At 48.4% G+C, this 14850-nt stretch carries 13 protein-coding genes; 10 read left to right on the top strand and 3 right to left on the bottom strand.

Annotation, left to right across the window (positions count from 1 at the left end):
* Positions 1-154 precede the first annotated feature (154 nt).
* From KNQ13_RS14335 to KNQ13_RS14290, 10 genes are all read left to right on the top strand, one after another.
* Positions 155-1078 (top strand): AAA family ATPase, encoded by a 924-nt coding sequence (locus KNQ13_RS14335; RefSeq protein WP_034774555.1) that lies wholly within the window; start codon positions 155-157, stop codon positions 1076-1078.
* A gap of 4 nt (positions 1079-1082) precedes the next feature.
* On the top strand, positions 1083-2150 hold the full coding sequence (locus KNQ13_RS14330; RefSeq protein WP_026831092.1) for a DUF58 domain-containing protein: 1068 nt from the start codon (positions 1083-1085) through the stop codon (positions 2148-2150).
* Between the two features lie 23 nt (positions 2151-2173).
* The gene (locus tag KNQ13_RS14325; RefSeq protein WP_026831091.1) at positions 2174-3040 is read left to right on the top strand and encodes an ABC transporter permease subunit; all 867 of its coding nucleotides are present in this window, start codon (positions 2174-2176) and stop codon (positions 3038-3040) included.
* Positions 3037-4056, top strand: coding sequence for an ABC transporter permease (locus KNQ13_RS14320; RefSeq protein WP_026831090.1), 1020 nt, complete (start codon positions 3037-3039; stop codon positions 4054-4056). The genes KNQ13_RS14325 and KNQ13_RS14320 overlap by 4 nt, the downstream gene beginning before the upstream one ends.
* Before the next feature lie 233 nt (positions 4057-4289).
* Entirely contained in the window at positions 4290-5471 is a 1182-nt protein-coding gene (gene iscB / locus KNQ13_RS14315) for an RNA-guided endonuclease IscB (protein WP_236624416.1), read from the top strand.
* A 107-nt stretch (positions 5472-5578) separates the two neighbouring features.
* Positions 5579-7006: an FAD-binding oxidoreductase gene (locus KNQ13_RS14310; protein WP_026831089.1), complete on the top strand. Its 1428-nt coding sequence runs from the start codon at positions 5579-5581 to the stop codon at positions 7004-7006.
* A gap of 10 nt (positions 7007-7016) precedes the next feature.
* Entirely contained in the window at positions 7017-7613 is a 597-nt protein-coding gene (locus KNQ13_RS14305) for an MFS transporter (RefSeq protein WP_014969946.1), read from the top strand.
* A 15-nt stretch (positions 7614-7628) separates the two neighbouring features.
* A complete protein-coding gene (locus tag KNQ13_RS14300; protein WP_014969945.1) occupies positions 7629-8330 on the top strand; it encodes an ABC transporter ATP-binding protein in 702 nt (233 codons plus the stop codon).
* Positions 8330-9460: an ABC transporter permease gene (locus KNQ13_RS14295; protein WP_026831088.1), complete on the top strand. Its 1131-nt coding sequence runs from the start codon at positions 8330-8332 to the stop codon at positions 9458-9460. The genes KNQ13_RS14300 and KNQ13_RS14295 overlap by 1 nt, the downstream gene beginning before the upstream one ends.
* 141 nt (positions 9461-9601) lie before the next feature.
* A complete protein-coding gene (locus tag KNQ13_RS14290; RefSeq protein WP_026831087.1) occupies positions 9602-10780 on the top strand; it encodes an MFS transporter in 1179 nt (392 codons plus the stop codon).
* A 164-nt stretch (positions 10781-10944) separates the two neighbouring features.
* Here KNQ13_RS14290 and KNQ13_RS14285 read toward each other — a convergent pair whose 3' ends face one another.
* The 3 genes from KNQ13_RS14285 to KNQ13_RS16035 all read right to left on the bottom strand — a co-directional run bounded on the left by KNQ13_RS14285 (position 10945) and on the right by KNQ13_RS16035 (position 14805).
* Positions 10945-12084: an MFS transporter gene (locus KNQ13_RS14285; RefSeq protein WP_251027481.1), complete on the bottom strand. Its 1140-nt coding sequence runs from the start codon at positions 12082-12084 to the stop codon at positions 10945-10947.
* A 192-nt stretch (positions 12085-12276) separates the two neighbouring features.
* The gene (locus tag KNQ13_RS14280; protein WP_251027480.1) at positions 12277-13995 is read right to left on the bottom strand and encodes a sensor histidine kinase; all 1719 of its coding nucleotides are present in this window, start codon (positions 13993-13995) and stop codon (positions 12277-12279) included.
* A 3-nt stretch (positions 13996-13998) separates the two neighbouring features.
* The gene (locus KNQ13_RS16035; protein WP_251135819.1) at positions 13999-14805 is read right to left on the bottom strand and encodes a HAMP domain-containing protein; all 807 of its coding nucleotides are present in this window, start codon (positions 14803-14805) and stop codon (positions 13999-14001) included.
* Between the last annotated feature and the right edge of the window lie 45 nt (positions 14806-14850).

Here is a 14850-nt window from a genome sequence, read left to right as displayed (position 1 = left end):
ACGATACCGGGGTTTTCGCTTTTTTTCTATGTTCGATTTAAAATCCGATGGATTTTATGTGTCAACCACACCTTATGGTGATGAGCCCTTTACTTCCTAAATCTTTGTCAAAACAGCTGTTTGAATTTCATTTCATGATATGGAGGTGTACATAGTGAAACTACACCAATTAAAAGACCAGCTCAATACGATTTATCTTGGGAAATCCGATGTCATCGATTTGTGTTTAACGGCCTTGATCGCCGAAGGGCATATTCTGCTTGAAGATGTGCCGGGGACCGGGAAGACGATGCTCGCTAAGGCACTCGCCAACAGTTTTGACAGCGCCTTTTCCCGAATTCAGTTCACGGCTGATCTCCTGCCGTCTGACGTCATCGGCTCCGACTTCTTTAACATGAAAACACAGGAATTTGAGAACAAACGGGGTCCCCTGTTTGCGAATGTCGTGTTAATCGATGAAATCAACCGGGCTGTTCCGCGGACCCAGTCCGCTCTGCTTGAAGCGATGGAAGAGCGGCAAGTCTCGATTGGCGGGACGACCTATCAGATGCCGGCTCCGTTTTTTGTCATTGCCACGCAGAATCCGATTGAATCTGCCGGAACGTTCCCACTTCCAGACGCCCAGCTTGACCGCTTTATGGTGGCAATCGAAGTCGGGTATCCGAATCTTGAACATGAACGGCAACTGTTGAACGAAGTATTGGCTAATGTCCGTAAACAGGCTATTGGTATCGCGACGGGCGGCGACTTGATTACATGGCAGGAAGAAGCACGGCGCGTTCATGCGTCTCAGGATGTACTCGATTATCTATTGTCGATCGTCCAGGCAACCCGTCACCATGCTCTCGTCGAAGTCGGGGTCAGTCCCCGTGGTGCGATTGCTTTACTTCGGGCATCACAAAGTTATGCCTTCCTCAACGGACGCGATTTCATCATTCCGGAAGACGTCAAATACTTGGCGAAGCATGTCTTGTCTCACCGTTTGATGCTGACGCTTGAAGGCGGCATCAAAACGACGAAAGCTGATTTGTTACTGCATCTGCTTGACGACATCCCGGTCCCGGTTGAAATGGGGTGATGTCATGCACATCGAACGTTCGGTTCCCTTTTGGCTCGAGCGCCGGCTCTTTTCCGTCTATATCATTTTGACGTTCGTCTTCTTATTCATCCCGGGACTATCGTTGCTCGGTTTTTTGTTTGCCACCCTTGGGACCATTCACTATGTCGTCGGTCAGACCGAAAAACAATTAAGGCGGGACATTGCCTTAGAGTGGAAACATTACGAACCGTTGATGTTTAATCAGGAATCCACCTCATTACGCTTACAACTCTTTGGTCTCGAAGCCCTGCAAAAGCTAGGTTTAAAAACCACACTTCGGCTGCATACGGAAGATGGTCTGATCTTTCCCGAAATGGATCCGCTTCACCCGCACACCTATCACGCGGTCATTGAATCGGACGAACAACTCGAGATTCCGATTCAGGTGATGCGGCGTGGACCGGCCCATTTTGACGAACTGATCTTAACGATCCGGCTGCCTTGGCGGATGGGAGTCTATCTATTTACCTTTGATGACTTTCCTCAATTTACGGTCCTTCCTTCGTTGACGGCACAGGCGACACCGCTCCTGTTAAACCGTCTGCGGATCGGGGACCGCGCGGATCGCTACTCACCGCTGAAAAACAAACTGGTTCAACTGGGCGCTAAACCGTATACGTCAGAACCATCCAAGGAAATTGATTGGTATGCGACAGCGAAAACCGGCCGGTTGCAGGCCAAGGTCTTTGAGACGAGCAATCAGGATACGTTCACGCTCGCCTTGAATCTGTCCGGACCAAGCGGTTACGGACTGCATACGAACTTTGAGACGTTCATTGATCAGACAGCATTTCTCGCAAGTGAGCTGATTAAAGAAGGCTGTAAAGTTGAATTGTTTTTAAACCATCTCGACGTAAACAACCGGATGTCCCATTTGAAGCTTCAGGAAGGGCAGCCTCAACTGAAACAAATCCTGTTGACGCTTTCGACACTGTCGACGCGGGATACCTATATTCCGACCGGACAATTCGAGCGGTATGTCACACGCCGGAAACACCGCAACAGTCAATTGATTCAAATTGGCAATGATCTCATTCAGGCTATCGGCTAAACTGCTAGTGTAGGAGGAACAACATGTCGTCGTTTATCATTCGTAAAACCATTCAACTTGTATTTGCTTTTCTTGTTTTAGTCGGTATCAGTGCTCTGCCGGGTTTAATCGTTCAGATGCGACCGGATTTTCCGGGCTATTTCAAAATGGTCCAACAACAGCTCGGTCTGTTGACGACTTCCGCCCCGTTGACATATTACAATGTCACCGCTTCCGAAAAAAGACCGCTGATGCCTGATCTCCAGCCGTTCATTCAGGAAACGCTCGTCATCTTCACCAGTGCGCTGATCTGTTCATCGGTCGTGGCGTTGCTTTATGCCTTTTTGTTTTACCGGACCGGGTCCAAAACCCGATCCATCCTGACACAATCCGCCCGGCTCCTTGAAATGATTCCCGATTTATTTTGGATCATTGTTTCCCAGTCCATCATCGTTTTTTTATTTAAGACGACCGGATTTAATAAAATTGAAATTGCCGGCGGATTCGCAGACTCGATCCGTTTCCTGCCGATTTTGACCTTATCATTGACGACCGTCTTTTTCTTCATCAAGTGGCTGACCGGTCGGATTCAGGAAGAACAGAGCGCAAGCTACCTGGAGTTGGCCCGTGCTAAAGGCATCCACTCGTCCCGACTATTTTGGCAACAATTGATGCCCAATCTGTTTTATCGGTTTTATCTGTTTTTCCGGACCAACACCATTACGATTATGTCGAGCCTGGTCGTCATCGAATATGCTTTTAACGTTCAGGGACTGTTCCGTTTTATCTTGATCAATCAAGATTTTTCGGTATTACTCGTCTTGTTGCTCCTCATATATGTACCCTTTTTCATTTTGGATACAGTGGCAGAACTTTGTATCCCCCGCTCGTGGAAAGGAGAGATTTCATGAGACGTGTTTTATTGCGTGACCCCGTCTTTTGGATGTGTCTGCTGTTCTTCGGGACCTTACTGATACTCAGTTTTGCCAATTCTGTATTTCGTGATGGACAGGTCGATCAAATTCAGAACCTCTATTCGAAGGATGGAACATTTATCGCCACCTCGCCGCTTGAACCGTCTGCGGAGCGGTGGCTCGGGACGGATCGTTCCGGGAATGATTTGTTTCAAGTGATGATTGAAGGTGCCAAGTGGACGATCGGTATTTGCGTCAGCATCGCCTTTGCCCGAATCGCTCTCGCGCTGCTGATTGGCATTCCGCTCGCTTTTCGGAAGAAACGGCTGTATACGGTATTACGACTTCTGTTAGACGGTTTCTTGATCATCCCGATTTCGCTGATTGCGTTATTTGTTCTGTTACCGGCTTTCCAGTTCATCGATCCTGCACAGATTCCGTCTACGCTCTCCCGTGTCTTCCTTGAAATCAGTGTCTTGACGTTACTCGGTTTACCGGCTCTCGTTCTGTATTTCATCGGTGAAACCCGGCAACTGCTCGCTCAAGAGTTCATGCTTGTCGCCCGAACACTCGGTGGGCGTCCGGACTATCAATTCCGGATACATATTTGGCCGCACCTGTTGCCGACCTTGACGATTGTCTTCATGCAACAGTTTGTCCAGACATTGATGGTCTTAATCCACCTCTCGTTGTTCGGCTTATTTTTCGGTGGAACACTTGTCTTGTTTGAAGGCAATGCTGCCCCAACGATTTTTGAATGGGCTTCCCAGTTCGGTTATTATTTCTTTCAGTTCACTGCTGTCTCCTGGATCAACCATCTGTTTTTAGTTCCGGCAATCGCTTTGGCTTTGCTCGTGTTCTTTGCCAACTTACTGACCAGCCGCCTCGAGCGTGCTTACCGCTTGCGCCGCCAACAAATAAGTAGTTCAACTCCATCCCTCGCTGAAGCGGAAGCCGCGACAGCCCATTTGTCTCACCCATTTGATCCGGTCGACATTTCAATCAAATCCTAGGAGGATGTGTCAATTACCCATCACTAAAGTGACGGGCTTGTGAAAGCCTGAAAATGACTAGTCTCAGTTCTCACGAACTCCGTTGGTTGGGTCATGACACCTCTCGGTGCCCGTTCTAGCCGTTTGCTCTGTCGTCTGTAATTAAAAGTCCTGTTGGGTCGGGACGGTGTTGCAGATGGAAAAAGCCCTTCCAACATTGACGAAGAACAATAAACTCGTAGGAGGAAAACGTGATGTTCGTTTTCGTACTAAACCATCATGGTGAACCATTGATGCCATGCAAACCAAGTAAAGCACGAAAATTATTACACAATAGCAAAGCGAAGTTGGTCAAACAAACTCCATTCACCATTCAGCTATTGTTCGGATCAAGTGGATATAAGCAAGAAATTTCACTGGGCGTTGATGCCGGAACGAAACATATCGGTTTCTCAGCGACAACATCCACTAAGGTATTGCTCGAAGGAGAAGTACAACTGCGTACCGACATCCAAGACCTATTGGCGACACGACGTGCCATGCGAAGCGCAAGAAGAAGCCGGAAGACACGTTACCGTCAAGCGCGTTTTCTTAATCGTAAGAAACCCAAAGGGTGGCTTGCGCCATCCGTTCAGCATAAAGTCGATGCCCATCTGAAACTCATCCGGATGATTCATCGTCTGTTGCCGATCAAACATCTAACGATTGAAGTCGCTCAGTTCGACATCCAAAAGATCAAGAGTCCTGACATATCGGGTGATCTGTATCAGAAGGGAGACCAACTCGGTTTTTGGAACGTCCGGGAATATGTCTTCTTCCGAGACAAGCACATCTGTCAGCACTGCAAAGGAAAATCGAAGGACAAGATCTTGAACGTCCATCATATCGAAAGCCGTCGCACTGGTGGGGATGCACCAGATAATCTCCTCACACTCTGTGAGACGTGCCACAAGAAGATTCACAAGGAAAAACTGGAGCATCTTTTCCAACGTAAATCACGTTCTTTCCGTGATGCCTCGCAGATGACAGTCATGCGTTGGTTCATCTACAATGCTGTCAAAGAAACGTATCCTTACGTCAAACTGACCTATGGCTTCCTCACGAAGAACATACGCATTCAAAATGGACTCGAGAAGCGTCATGCTGTCGACGCACGTTGCATCAGCGGGAATCCATTACCGGAAGAACCGAAGGTGTCGTATCTTTTCCGACAGGTACGCGCGAACAACCGTCAACTGCATAAGATGACCATCGGTAAAAAGGGTAAGAGAAAGGCGAACAAAGCGGAGCGTTTTGTCCACGGTTATCAACTGTTCGACAAGGTACACTACGAGGGACAGACGTGTTTCGTTTTCGGAAGACGTAAGACCGGCTATTTCGATCTTAGGACGCTACAAGGAGTCCGTGTTCATAAATCCGCTTCCATAAGAAACTGACACTACTTGAAAGAGCGACGACATGGCTCGTCGACATCCAACTAGAAGGAGGTGGAGGTCGGCTCCTCACATGACTGAAGTCACAGGTCTCCGCCGACCTATAAACAATGAAACGAATAGCTGTTGGTACCGTCATGGTAGTTTATATGACGGTTTTTAGTTTTTCACTTTGGGCCTATCAACATCCGGTCCTGACCAGTTCCGACCAGTCGAAATTACTCCCGACCCGTGTCAAACAGATTCGGTCGGCAACTTCGACGGATGACCTGAAGTCCTGGATTGAGCAAGCAAAACAACGCCAGGAGACGGTGTCGATTGCCGGTATGCAACACAGTCAAGGCGGGCAGACATATCTGCCGGACACGACAGTCCTTGATATGACCAAGTACGATCAGATTCTAGACTATACTCCCAGAACGAAACGGATTACCGTCCAAAGCGGCGCCACCTGGGGTGAAATTCAAGACCGGATTCAGCCGGACGGTCTGGCAATTCAAGTCATGCAGTCGCAGAATATCTTTACAGTCGGCGGCGCACTCAGCGTCAATGTCCACGGCCGGGATATCCGTTACGGTTCCCTGCTTGATACGGTCGATTCGTTTCGACTGTTGCAAGCGGACGGTTCCGTCGTCAACGTCAGCCGGACGGAACATGCGGATTTATTCCGCCTGGTCCCCGGCGGATATGGTCTCTTCGGTATCATTTTGGACGTTACTTTGAAACTGACAAACGATGAATGGTACGCCGAGCAAACTGTTGCCTTGAATTATCAGGATTATCCGGCTTATTTCCGGCAACATGTCCTCGGTGACGATGACGTCCGTATGCACATCGGACGTATTTCTGTCGCGCCGGACGGATTTTTCAAAGACATGTATGTCACGAACTATCGTAAAACAGAGCGGACAACTCCGATTGAAGAGGAACCGCTCAAGCAAGAAACCATCATCGCTTTGCCGAAAGCATTACTCGGCATCTCCCGGTACAGCGACTTCGGAAAAAATCAGCTTTGGTCATTTCAGAAATCGTATTTCCTGAAGCAGAGTGGAACGTTCGAATCCCGTAACAATGTCATGCGTTCCGACAGTGCGTTTATGGAATATACGAGTCCGGGTCGAACCGAATTACTCCAGGAATACTTCGTGCCGGTTGATTCGTTTGTCTCGTACATCGATCAATTGCGGTCGATTTTGACAGCCGAGGAACTGAATGTCTTGAATATCACGATCCGGTATGTCGAGCAGGATGAAACAGCTGCCTTGTCCTATGCGAAACAGGATATGTTTGCCCTCGTCTGGCTGATCAATACGGAAACGGATCCGGTATCGATCAACGAAACGAAACGGATTGTCCAAAAGTTGATTGATGCGACACTCGCACATCAGGGCAGTTACTACCTGCCGTACTATCCGTTCGCAACACGCAAGCAGTTCCATGACGCGTATCCGAATGCTGCTTCTTTCAAAGAAGCCAAACAACAGCAGGATCCCGATGGACTTTTCATGAATCAATTTTATCTCGACTATTTTAAGTAAGGAGACGATGATGAACTATTCACTTTTTGTTCGTATTCAAAGCATGATTTTAATGAGCAGCAGTATCATTTTTCCGTTTTATTTATTGCTTGTCCGGCAAATTGGCGATTCCTATGCTCAGTTTGGTCTGGCCTACGGTCTCTTCACGCTGACTTCAGCGTTCGCTTACCTCGGAATCGGTCGTCTGAGTGACTGGTTCGGCGACCGGTCGTTGCTTGTCACCCACACGTTTGGCATGGCACTGGTTTTATTGTGCGTACCGATTGTGACGTCCATCAGCCACGTCTACCTGATTCAAATCATCATGGGGATACTTGGTGCGTTGCAAAAGAACACGGAAAAAACAATCCTGGCCCGGCAGGAACTTGCCTTGACGACGATTGGCCGGACAATCGGACGCTATCATTTCAAGACATCCTTATGGTCGGCACTTGGAATCATCGCTGCCGGTTATCTGATTGATTTTTTAACGATCGGCAGTCTGTTTTACATCATCTCTGCCGTCTATTTTTATGTAACGGTGCGTTTACTGTGGGACCGTCCACGTTCAGGAAAAAAACATGCGGAAGATTCATCATCGGGTGTCGAAGCGGGTATAAAGAAGTAGAAGGGATGTGATCGTATGATTGACGTAACCCATTACTCCCAAACGTTCGGGAAACGCACGGTCTTGAGCGATGTCCAGTTTTCGATTGGTCAAGGTGAAATTGTCGGTTTAATTGGTCCGAGTGGTTCCGGAAAAACGACTTTAATTAAGTCGTTAATTGGTCTGCAACAACCAACGACCGGAACGATCATGGTTCTCGGCACAAAACAACCCTCGCTCGCCCAAGCGGAGAACATCGGCTACATGGCGCAGTCGGATGCGCTTTACGAAGACTTAACGGCGCGCGGAAATCTGCGGTATTTCGGAAAACTATACGGTTTAAAAAAAGCACGTCTTCGAGCGCGCATCGAAACCGTCCTTGAATTCGTCGATTTGAAGAAAGATGCCGATCGTCCGATCCATCAATTTTCCGGTGGAATGAAACGGCGGCTCAGTCTGGCCATCGCCTTGATCCACGAACCGAGTCTTCTGTTGCTCGATGAACCGACGGTCGGGATTGATCCCGCGCTTAAGAAAACATTTTGGCATGAGTTTGAACAACTGCGCCAGTCCGGTGTAACGGTACTCGTCACGACACATGTCATGGATGAAGCGGAGCGTTGCGATCGGTTATTATTGATCCAACATGGTCGTCTAATCGAAGCCGGTACCCCCGATGATTTGATTAAACGTTTTGGTTCCATCGATGAAGCTTTCATTCAAAAGGAGCGAGTATGATGCAAATTCTGACGGTAGCTGAACGTCTCATCTCCCAAATTTTCCGGGACAAACGAACGATTGCGATGATGTTCCTTGCTCCGTTGTTCGTCCTCTTTTTACTGTCGACGATTCTCGGGTCGAGTTCCGACGACGTGACAATCGGAACGGTTGATGTACCGTCTGCCTTTGCAGACACATTAGCTTCCAAAACCGAGACACAGTCTTTTAAAACGGAAGCCGAAGGCATGGACGCGATCAATGATCAACGGATTGAAGCCTTGATCACCTATCAGAATGGTCAACCGGAGATTTTGATAGAAGGTGGCGATGTCTCGAAAAATGCCGCGGCACTCCAAGTCATTCAAGAGACGTTGATCACGATTCAGGGACAACAGGCAACCGCGACGAACACAAAACTTTCGGAGACCGTCAAGCAGTTGCAACAGCGACTCACCGAGTTGACGAACCAGACGTTCGACGCTCCGTCCCCTGTCGTGCCTCCGACCGCTAAACCGGACATCCAGTTTTTGTACGGTAGTCCGGATGCGGAATTGTTTGATCAAATCGCGCCCGCCTTGATGGGATTCTTCATCTTCTTGTTTGTCTTTATCATTGCCGGTGTCAGCTTTTTGCGGGAACGCTCCAGCGGAACACTTGAACGAACGCTTGCGACTCCCCTTAAACGGTCGAGCATCGTCTTCGGTTATTTCGTCGGATTTTTCTTGTTCGTGACCATTCAGACGATCCTCATTCAATTGTTTATCGTCAACGTTCTGAACGTGACGCAGGAAGGAAACTATTTCCTGCTCTTGTTCGTAAATCTTTTGACGGCCAGCGTTGCCTTATCACTCGGTTTACTGTTGTCGAGTTTTTCCCGGACGGAATTTCAACTGATTCAGTTCATCCCGCTCGCCATCGTTCCGCAGATTTTTTTCAGTGGACTTTTTGATTTGACCGATGCTCCGACTTGGGTGGAAGTCATCAATCGTTTGATGCCGTTGACCTACGCCGCAGACGCCTTGCAAAACATCATGATCCGAGGCGCTGGTTTCACGGATATTTGGATTGATTTAATCGTTTTGACTGGTTTCATGACTTTGTTCGTTTTGCTCAATATGCGGGCGTTGAAAAAACAACGACCGGTCTAAAACCCCGATAACATCAATGATAACGTTGACAATCCATTATCTTCCTTATACAATCAAAAAATACGAAATGAGGGCGACCGATGTAAATCCATCTATTGATCCATCCACCAACTAAATACGAACGATGTGGAGGTTTTTTAGATGAACCGATTTACAACTTTACTGGTCAGCCAGTGGGTAGCGAATGCGGGAGATGCGCTCTACATCGTCGCGCTCATCGCTACCCTTTACCAACAAACGGGTCAAGCCAGTACAGCTGCCTTGTTTCCGATTGCCGTGACAGCAGGCATGACCATGAGCGGATTTTTCTTTGCTTCTCTTGCACGACGTTTTCGACATGCATCCTTGCTGTTGTTTAGCCAACTTATTAAAACCGTCACACTGGGACTGATCGTTTTTCTCGATCTTCCCCTTGCTTCTCTTCTCGTGTGCGTCGTTTGGATTGCGTTCCTCGATGGTTTTGCACGTCCCATCGAGAGTGCCTTCCTGCCTCGGATCACCGATGATTTACAAAAAGCAAACAGTTTGGTCCAAGGAACCAATCAAGTCGTCCAACTCGTGATGTGGCCGCTTGGAGCCATTTTCGTCAGTGTTGGTTCGCCGCATCTTGTTTTGATGATTTCCTTCGGCTTGTTTATCGGAGCGACCCTTTGGACAACGTTGTTTCATCGTCAAGTGCGTCAACTGGCTGATCCGGTCGAAGATTCGGACGAATCGCCAACATTTCAATCCAGTTTTCGATATACCCGCACGCATCCGGCTGCCCGTCTCAATACGACGTTACTTGGCATCGATGCGTTTGCGAGCACCGCCTGGATCTCAGCGTTGTTTCTTGTTTATATCGATACGCATCTCGCATTATCCGGCAGCTGGTGGGGCATTCTCAATGCCTTTTACCTGCTCAGCATGATCGGCGGCAGTTACTATATGCTCCGTCGCACGAAGCGGACGCCCTTGTTGCTGAGCAGCGTCGTATTATCGATTGGTGCGACGGTCCTCTTCGCCTCGGCACCGCATGTCGTGTTTGCCATCGTTGCCTGTATCGTACAAGGCGCAGCCAGTCAATTACGGGCCATTGACATGAACACCCGGTTGCAGGAAGCTACACCCATCGCCCGCTTACCTTATGTGTACAGCATGCAGCAAACCGTCTACACCCTCAGTTTTTGTCTTGGCAGTTTACTGTTTGGTCTGCTTGCGGACCGCTTGAACATCGAAATCGTGTACTGGATTGCCGCTGTCATCGCGCTGTTAATGCTTCCTGCGGCACGGCGGCTTCAACAGTCCGTCTCCGCATCCGCGGAACGCCACGTTTCGTAATCGATCCATGTTTTGAATACAATCCGGGGCTGACTAAAAAGTCAATCTCGACACAGATGAGGGTGGCAGATTACAAGTCTGCCACCCTCATCTCGTAAAAAAAGAATTACTCTCTTCACGCAACTCCTACAGGAAAAAGTAAGCCTTCTAAAATCCGAATTGGCTTATTTTCCCCTTATCCGCAAGACAAACATCATTCCGAGTCCCAGCAACAGACCGGTCAGACCGAGGTAAAAGTACGCCCCGTTTAAACCGATCGCCTGGCTGATGTGTCCGAAACCGAGTCCCACCGCCATCGTCGCGAGACTCTCGACGAACGAGACCGTCGAACTGCCTGTCGCCCGACGTTCGTCCGGCAAACAGTCTTGCAACAACGTCGTCAAAACAGGTTCCGACCACCCATAGATCAAAAAAATACCGATTAGCACCAACAGCGACCAGCTGCCGTCCATTACGGCGAGCAGAAGAATTCCACTCATATACAGCAGCAACAGATAACAAAGAACCGTACACGGACCTGTTGGTTTCGGCAACAGATTACCGATACCCTGAGCCATCATTAAGCTGATCAGAATGATACCAAACCATGAAACTGCAATCCCCTGATCCCGGACATACAGTTGCCAAAACTCATCCAAAAAGGTGATCGTCGTACCAAACATGACGGTGAACGAGACGATGCGGAGAAACGACGGATTTTTCACCAAACGATACCATCCACTGTCATTCGTTCGTTCGGTCGACTGCGGTGCACTGTGTGTGTCCGACAAAAGACAACTCGCCAACACCGCACAGACTAAAAAACAGAAGGACATATAATAATGGGTAATCAAATCAAACGATTGCGCGAGCCACGCCCCCATCAGAGCGGCCCCGCCTGCCGTCCCAAGACCAACCGCGTTCATTCGCCCGACCGTCTGCTCGAACCGATCACCTGCTCCGGTCTGTTGCATCGACTCGTACAACAACGCGTCTTCCGTCCCGCTGATGGCAGCTGTTCCGATTCCCGCAAGTACCATCGCGATTAAAAAGGACGACAGACTGAAGGCATGAAGCAGAACAATAAATGAGAGGCACTCAAACAACGTACCGATGATCATACCCATCTTACGACCAAACCGGTCGACCATCAGACCAAACGGAATTTCCAACACGACCAGCGTCAACGCGAAGACGATTTCCGCATAGATGACATCTTGAATCGTCATCCCGCGTTGCTCCCAGAACAACCGCTCGATGACATAGGCCGGAATACAAGCTGTCGCAAAGCGAATCAGGTAAAGAATCCGGATATTTCGACGCAACACGACTTAACAAGGAGGACGGACAGGATTCATCTAAAAACAACTCCTTTTCTGATTAGAATGAGTAGTTTCTTACAAATCATTTTCCCGTTTCGCTTGAGTTGCAATCCACTTTCGTTCCCCAAAACAAAAGACAGCTTGTTCCGAAGAACTTGCTGTCTTTGCTGTACTCATCAACACTTGGAACGCCACTTATCGTTTACGAAGCTGGCTGTTTGAAAATGTTGGTGCCTCAATGATTTCTTCAAGCAATACATCTGCTTGAACGAATGGCAGTTCGACTGTAAAGACCGAACCTTTCCCTTCCGTCGATTCCACATGAATCAACCCTTCATGTGCCCGGACGATTTCTTGACAAATCGCCAAACCAAGACCAGTCCCGCCGATTTTCCGGCTGTCGGAATTATCAACCCGGTAAAACTTACCAAACAACTCCGGTAACGCTTGACGCGGAATGCCGATACCTTCGTCCGTAATCGTGACGCGTAACCGATCGTCTAATTCTTCAAGTCTTAACTCAACTTGTCCGCCATCCGGTGAATACTTGATGGCGTTGTTGATCAGATTTCCAAACAGTTGTCGCATCTTCGCTTCATCCGCTTCGACCCGTCGCACCGGTTCATCCCCCGTCTCGAGACTCAACTCATGATGTGTCGCTGAACCCGCTTGGAATTCTGCCACTTCCTGAATCAAGTTCGCAAGGTCAAGCTCCTTGAAATGATACTGCTGTTGGCTCGATTCCATCCGCTGAACGTCGAGGAAATCATTAACGAGACTCGTCAGACGTTGTGTCTCGGTATGAATCGTCGTCAAGTAGCGTTGTTGTCGATTTTCCGGCAAATCTTTCGCAAGCATCAATTCCGTGTAGCCAAAGATCGAGGCGAGTGGTGTCCGGAGTTCATGGGAGACCGTCGATACGAATTCTGACTTCATCCGATCGATTCCCGTCTCTATCGTCACATCACGTAAGACGAGCATCGTTCCGCGGAATCGACCACCGTAATGAATCCCTTCCGCATAGACCTGGACGAACCGTTCTTCTTTATTGAGTGATAACGACAATCCTTCAGTCGGTATCTCATGACTGCACACACGATCCATATAATCCAAAAACGCTTCATGTTGGTCGACTTGGACGGCCAACTCTTCGATTTTGACATCAAGCGTCATCAAACCGTCGTCGTTGAACTGATCATGTGCCGGGTGGTGGAACAACGCCAACAACGGTTTATTGGCAAAGATTTTTCCGCCTTCGATGTAGATGACGGCTTCACGGATCGAGTGCAACAGCTTCGAGGTTTTCTCACGTTCACGTTCGATTTCGTCAAAGACACGCATCCGTAATAAGGATAATGCCAATTGACGCGAGAACGACCAGATTTCTTCGGTCTGGTCATCATTAAATTGATCACGATAACGAACGAGATAGATGCTCGCGATCATCGTATTCGTTGACGGATCCATCACCGGTACAACGGTTTCGTACATGCTGTATGGATACGGAAGCGGATGATTACTTGTGACCTGTTTCGTCGACCGAACCGCCCGCTTATGCATCCGTGCCCGCTCGAGTAACGACATTGAGGACGTCACGAGTTTCCGTTCCTGATCAACCGTCATTCCGTACGACACGATATCCGTATACTCGTCTTCTTCGAGGAAGACGATTGCCCCCAGTTCCGCATCGGTGATCGTAATCAGTTTCTCAATGATAGCTGGATACGCCGTCAAGGTTTCACGGGAAGCAAGGGTTTCCGTCAATTCGTTGCGATAACGAAGATGGGTTTCGTTACGTAACGTGAGATCAAGTGCTTCTTCGAGTTCTTCCTGTTGTGTCTGCAATTCTTCTTGTTGTGCGACGAGTTCTTCTTGCTGGCTTTGCAGTTCATCGTTATTTGAGACCAGTTGCATCCTTTAAGCGGAAATCGATGCGGCCATTTGATTAAAGGTCGTCGTCAGTTCACCAATCTCATCTTCTGCATTCAAGACTTCGATCGGCGTCGCATCTTCGCCTTGTGCCAAGCGGCTGCTCTCTCGATTCAACTGACGTAATTGACGGGTCAGTCTCGCAACAAACGGACGAACTAGTAACGCAATGATGAGGACAAGAACAGCTAAATTGATGAATCCAAGAATTTGTGAAGCATTTACTTGTTTCCCCAGCTTTTCTTGTGCCGCCAACTCTTGCTGGTTCAGCGAGTTGCGATACTCCGTAAAGACCGTTTCCATATCAACGATGCTCGAGCTCATATCCGCTGCACTTTTTGTTTGGATGTTGAACTTCCGGTCCGGATCAAGCGTTTTGGCTTGTGTGACTTTGCCGAGCGTCGCCATCTGCAAAAACGGCTCTGTCACGTCACCGTCTTTTTTAGCCACGACATAGTTCGTCAGGCTAGGCATGACGCGTTGCGTGTAAGCACTGTATAACGATCGTGCATCCGTTGCATATTGCTTTTCTTCTTTAAAACGCGCATTTTTTTCGAACCACGTTGTTTGTTGATTAATCGCGTCTTTTTTCCGCTCGATTTCTTCGAGCATCGCCTCATCCCCTAACAGGACGAATCCACGCATTTCGTATTGAAGACTTTGCCACGATTCATATAGGTTCGTCGCTCGTGTCCGGTGGTCGTTTAAGCTCAATAATTCCTGACGCGAATCCTGGACTTGGTTTTTCGTATGACGAATTGTAATATTAAGTGCAACACCTAGCTGAAAACACAAAAAAACCCATAACGACCTCGTGTAGAATAGAGTTACCACACAAAA

Source organism: Exiguobacterium sp. s128 (assembly GCF_018618815.1).
Taxonomy (GTDB): Bacteria; Bacillota; Bacilli; order Exiguobacteriales; family Exiguobacteriaceae; genus Exiguobacterium_A; species Exiguobacterium_A antarcticum.
The sequence above is the reverse complement of the archived record's forward strand: the minus strand, read 5'-3'. Positions and strand labels throughout refer to the sequence as shown.

Bases quoted from the DNA above. Each gene is read 5' to 3' on its own strand.
- KNQ13_RS14325 (WP_026831091.1), top strand. From the start codon at position 2,174: ATGTCGTCGTTTATCATTCGTAAAACCATTCAACTTGTATTTGCTTTT.
- KNQ13_RS14320 (WP_026831090.1), top strand. From the start codon at position 3,037: ATGAGACGTGTTTTATTGCGTGACCCCGTCTTTTGGATGTGTCTGCTG.
- iscB (WP_236624416.1), top strand. From the start codon at position 4,290: ATGTTCGTTTTCGTACTAAACCATCATGGTGAACCATTGATGCCATGC.
- KNQ13_RS14295 (WP_026831088.1), top strand. From the start codon at position 8,330: ATGCAAATTCTGACGGTAGCTGAACGTCTCATCTCCCAAATTTTCCGG.
- KNQ13_RS14290 (WP_026831087.1), top strand. From the start codon at position 9,602: ATGAACCGATTTACAACTTTACTGGTCAGCCAGTGGGTAGCGAATGCG.
- KNQ13_RS14300 (WP_014969945.1), top strand. From the start codon at position 7,629: ATGATTGACGTAACCCATTACTCCCAAACGTTCGGGAAACGCACGGTC.
- KNQ13_RS14310 (WP_026831089.1), top strand. From the start codon at position 5,579: ATGAAACGAATAGCTGTTGGTACCGTCATGGTAGTTTATATGACGGTT.
- KNQ13_RS14280 (WP_251027480.1), bottom strand. From the start codon at position 13,995: ATGCAACTGGTCTCAAATAACGATGAACTGCAAAGCCAGCAAGAAGAA.
- KNQ13_RS14330 (WP_026831092.1), top strand. From the start codon at position 1,083: ATGCACATCGAACGTTCGGTTCCCTTTTGGCTCGAGCGCCGGCTCTTT.
- KNQ13_RS14305 (WP_014969946.1), top strand. From the start codon at position 7,017: ATGAACTATTCACTTTTTGTTCGTATTCAAAGCATGATTTTAATGAGC.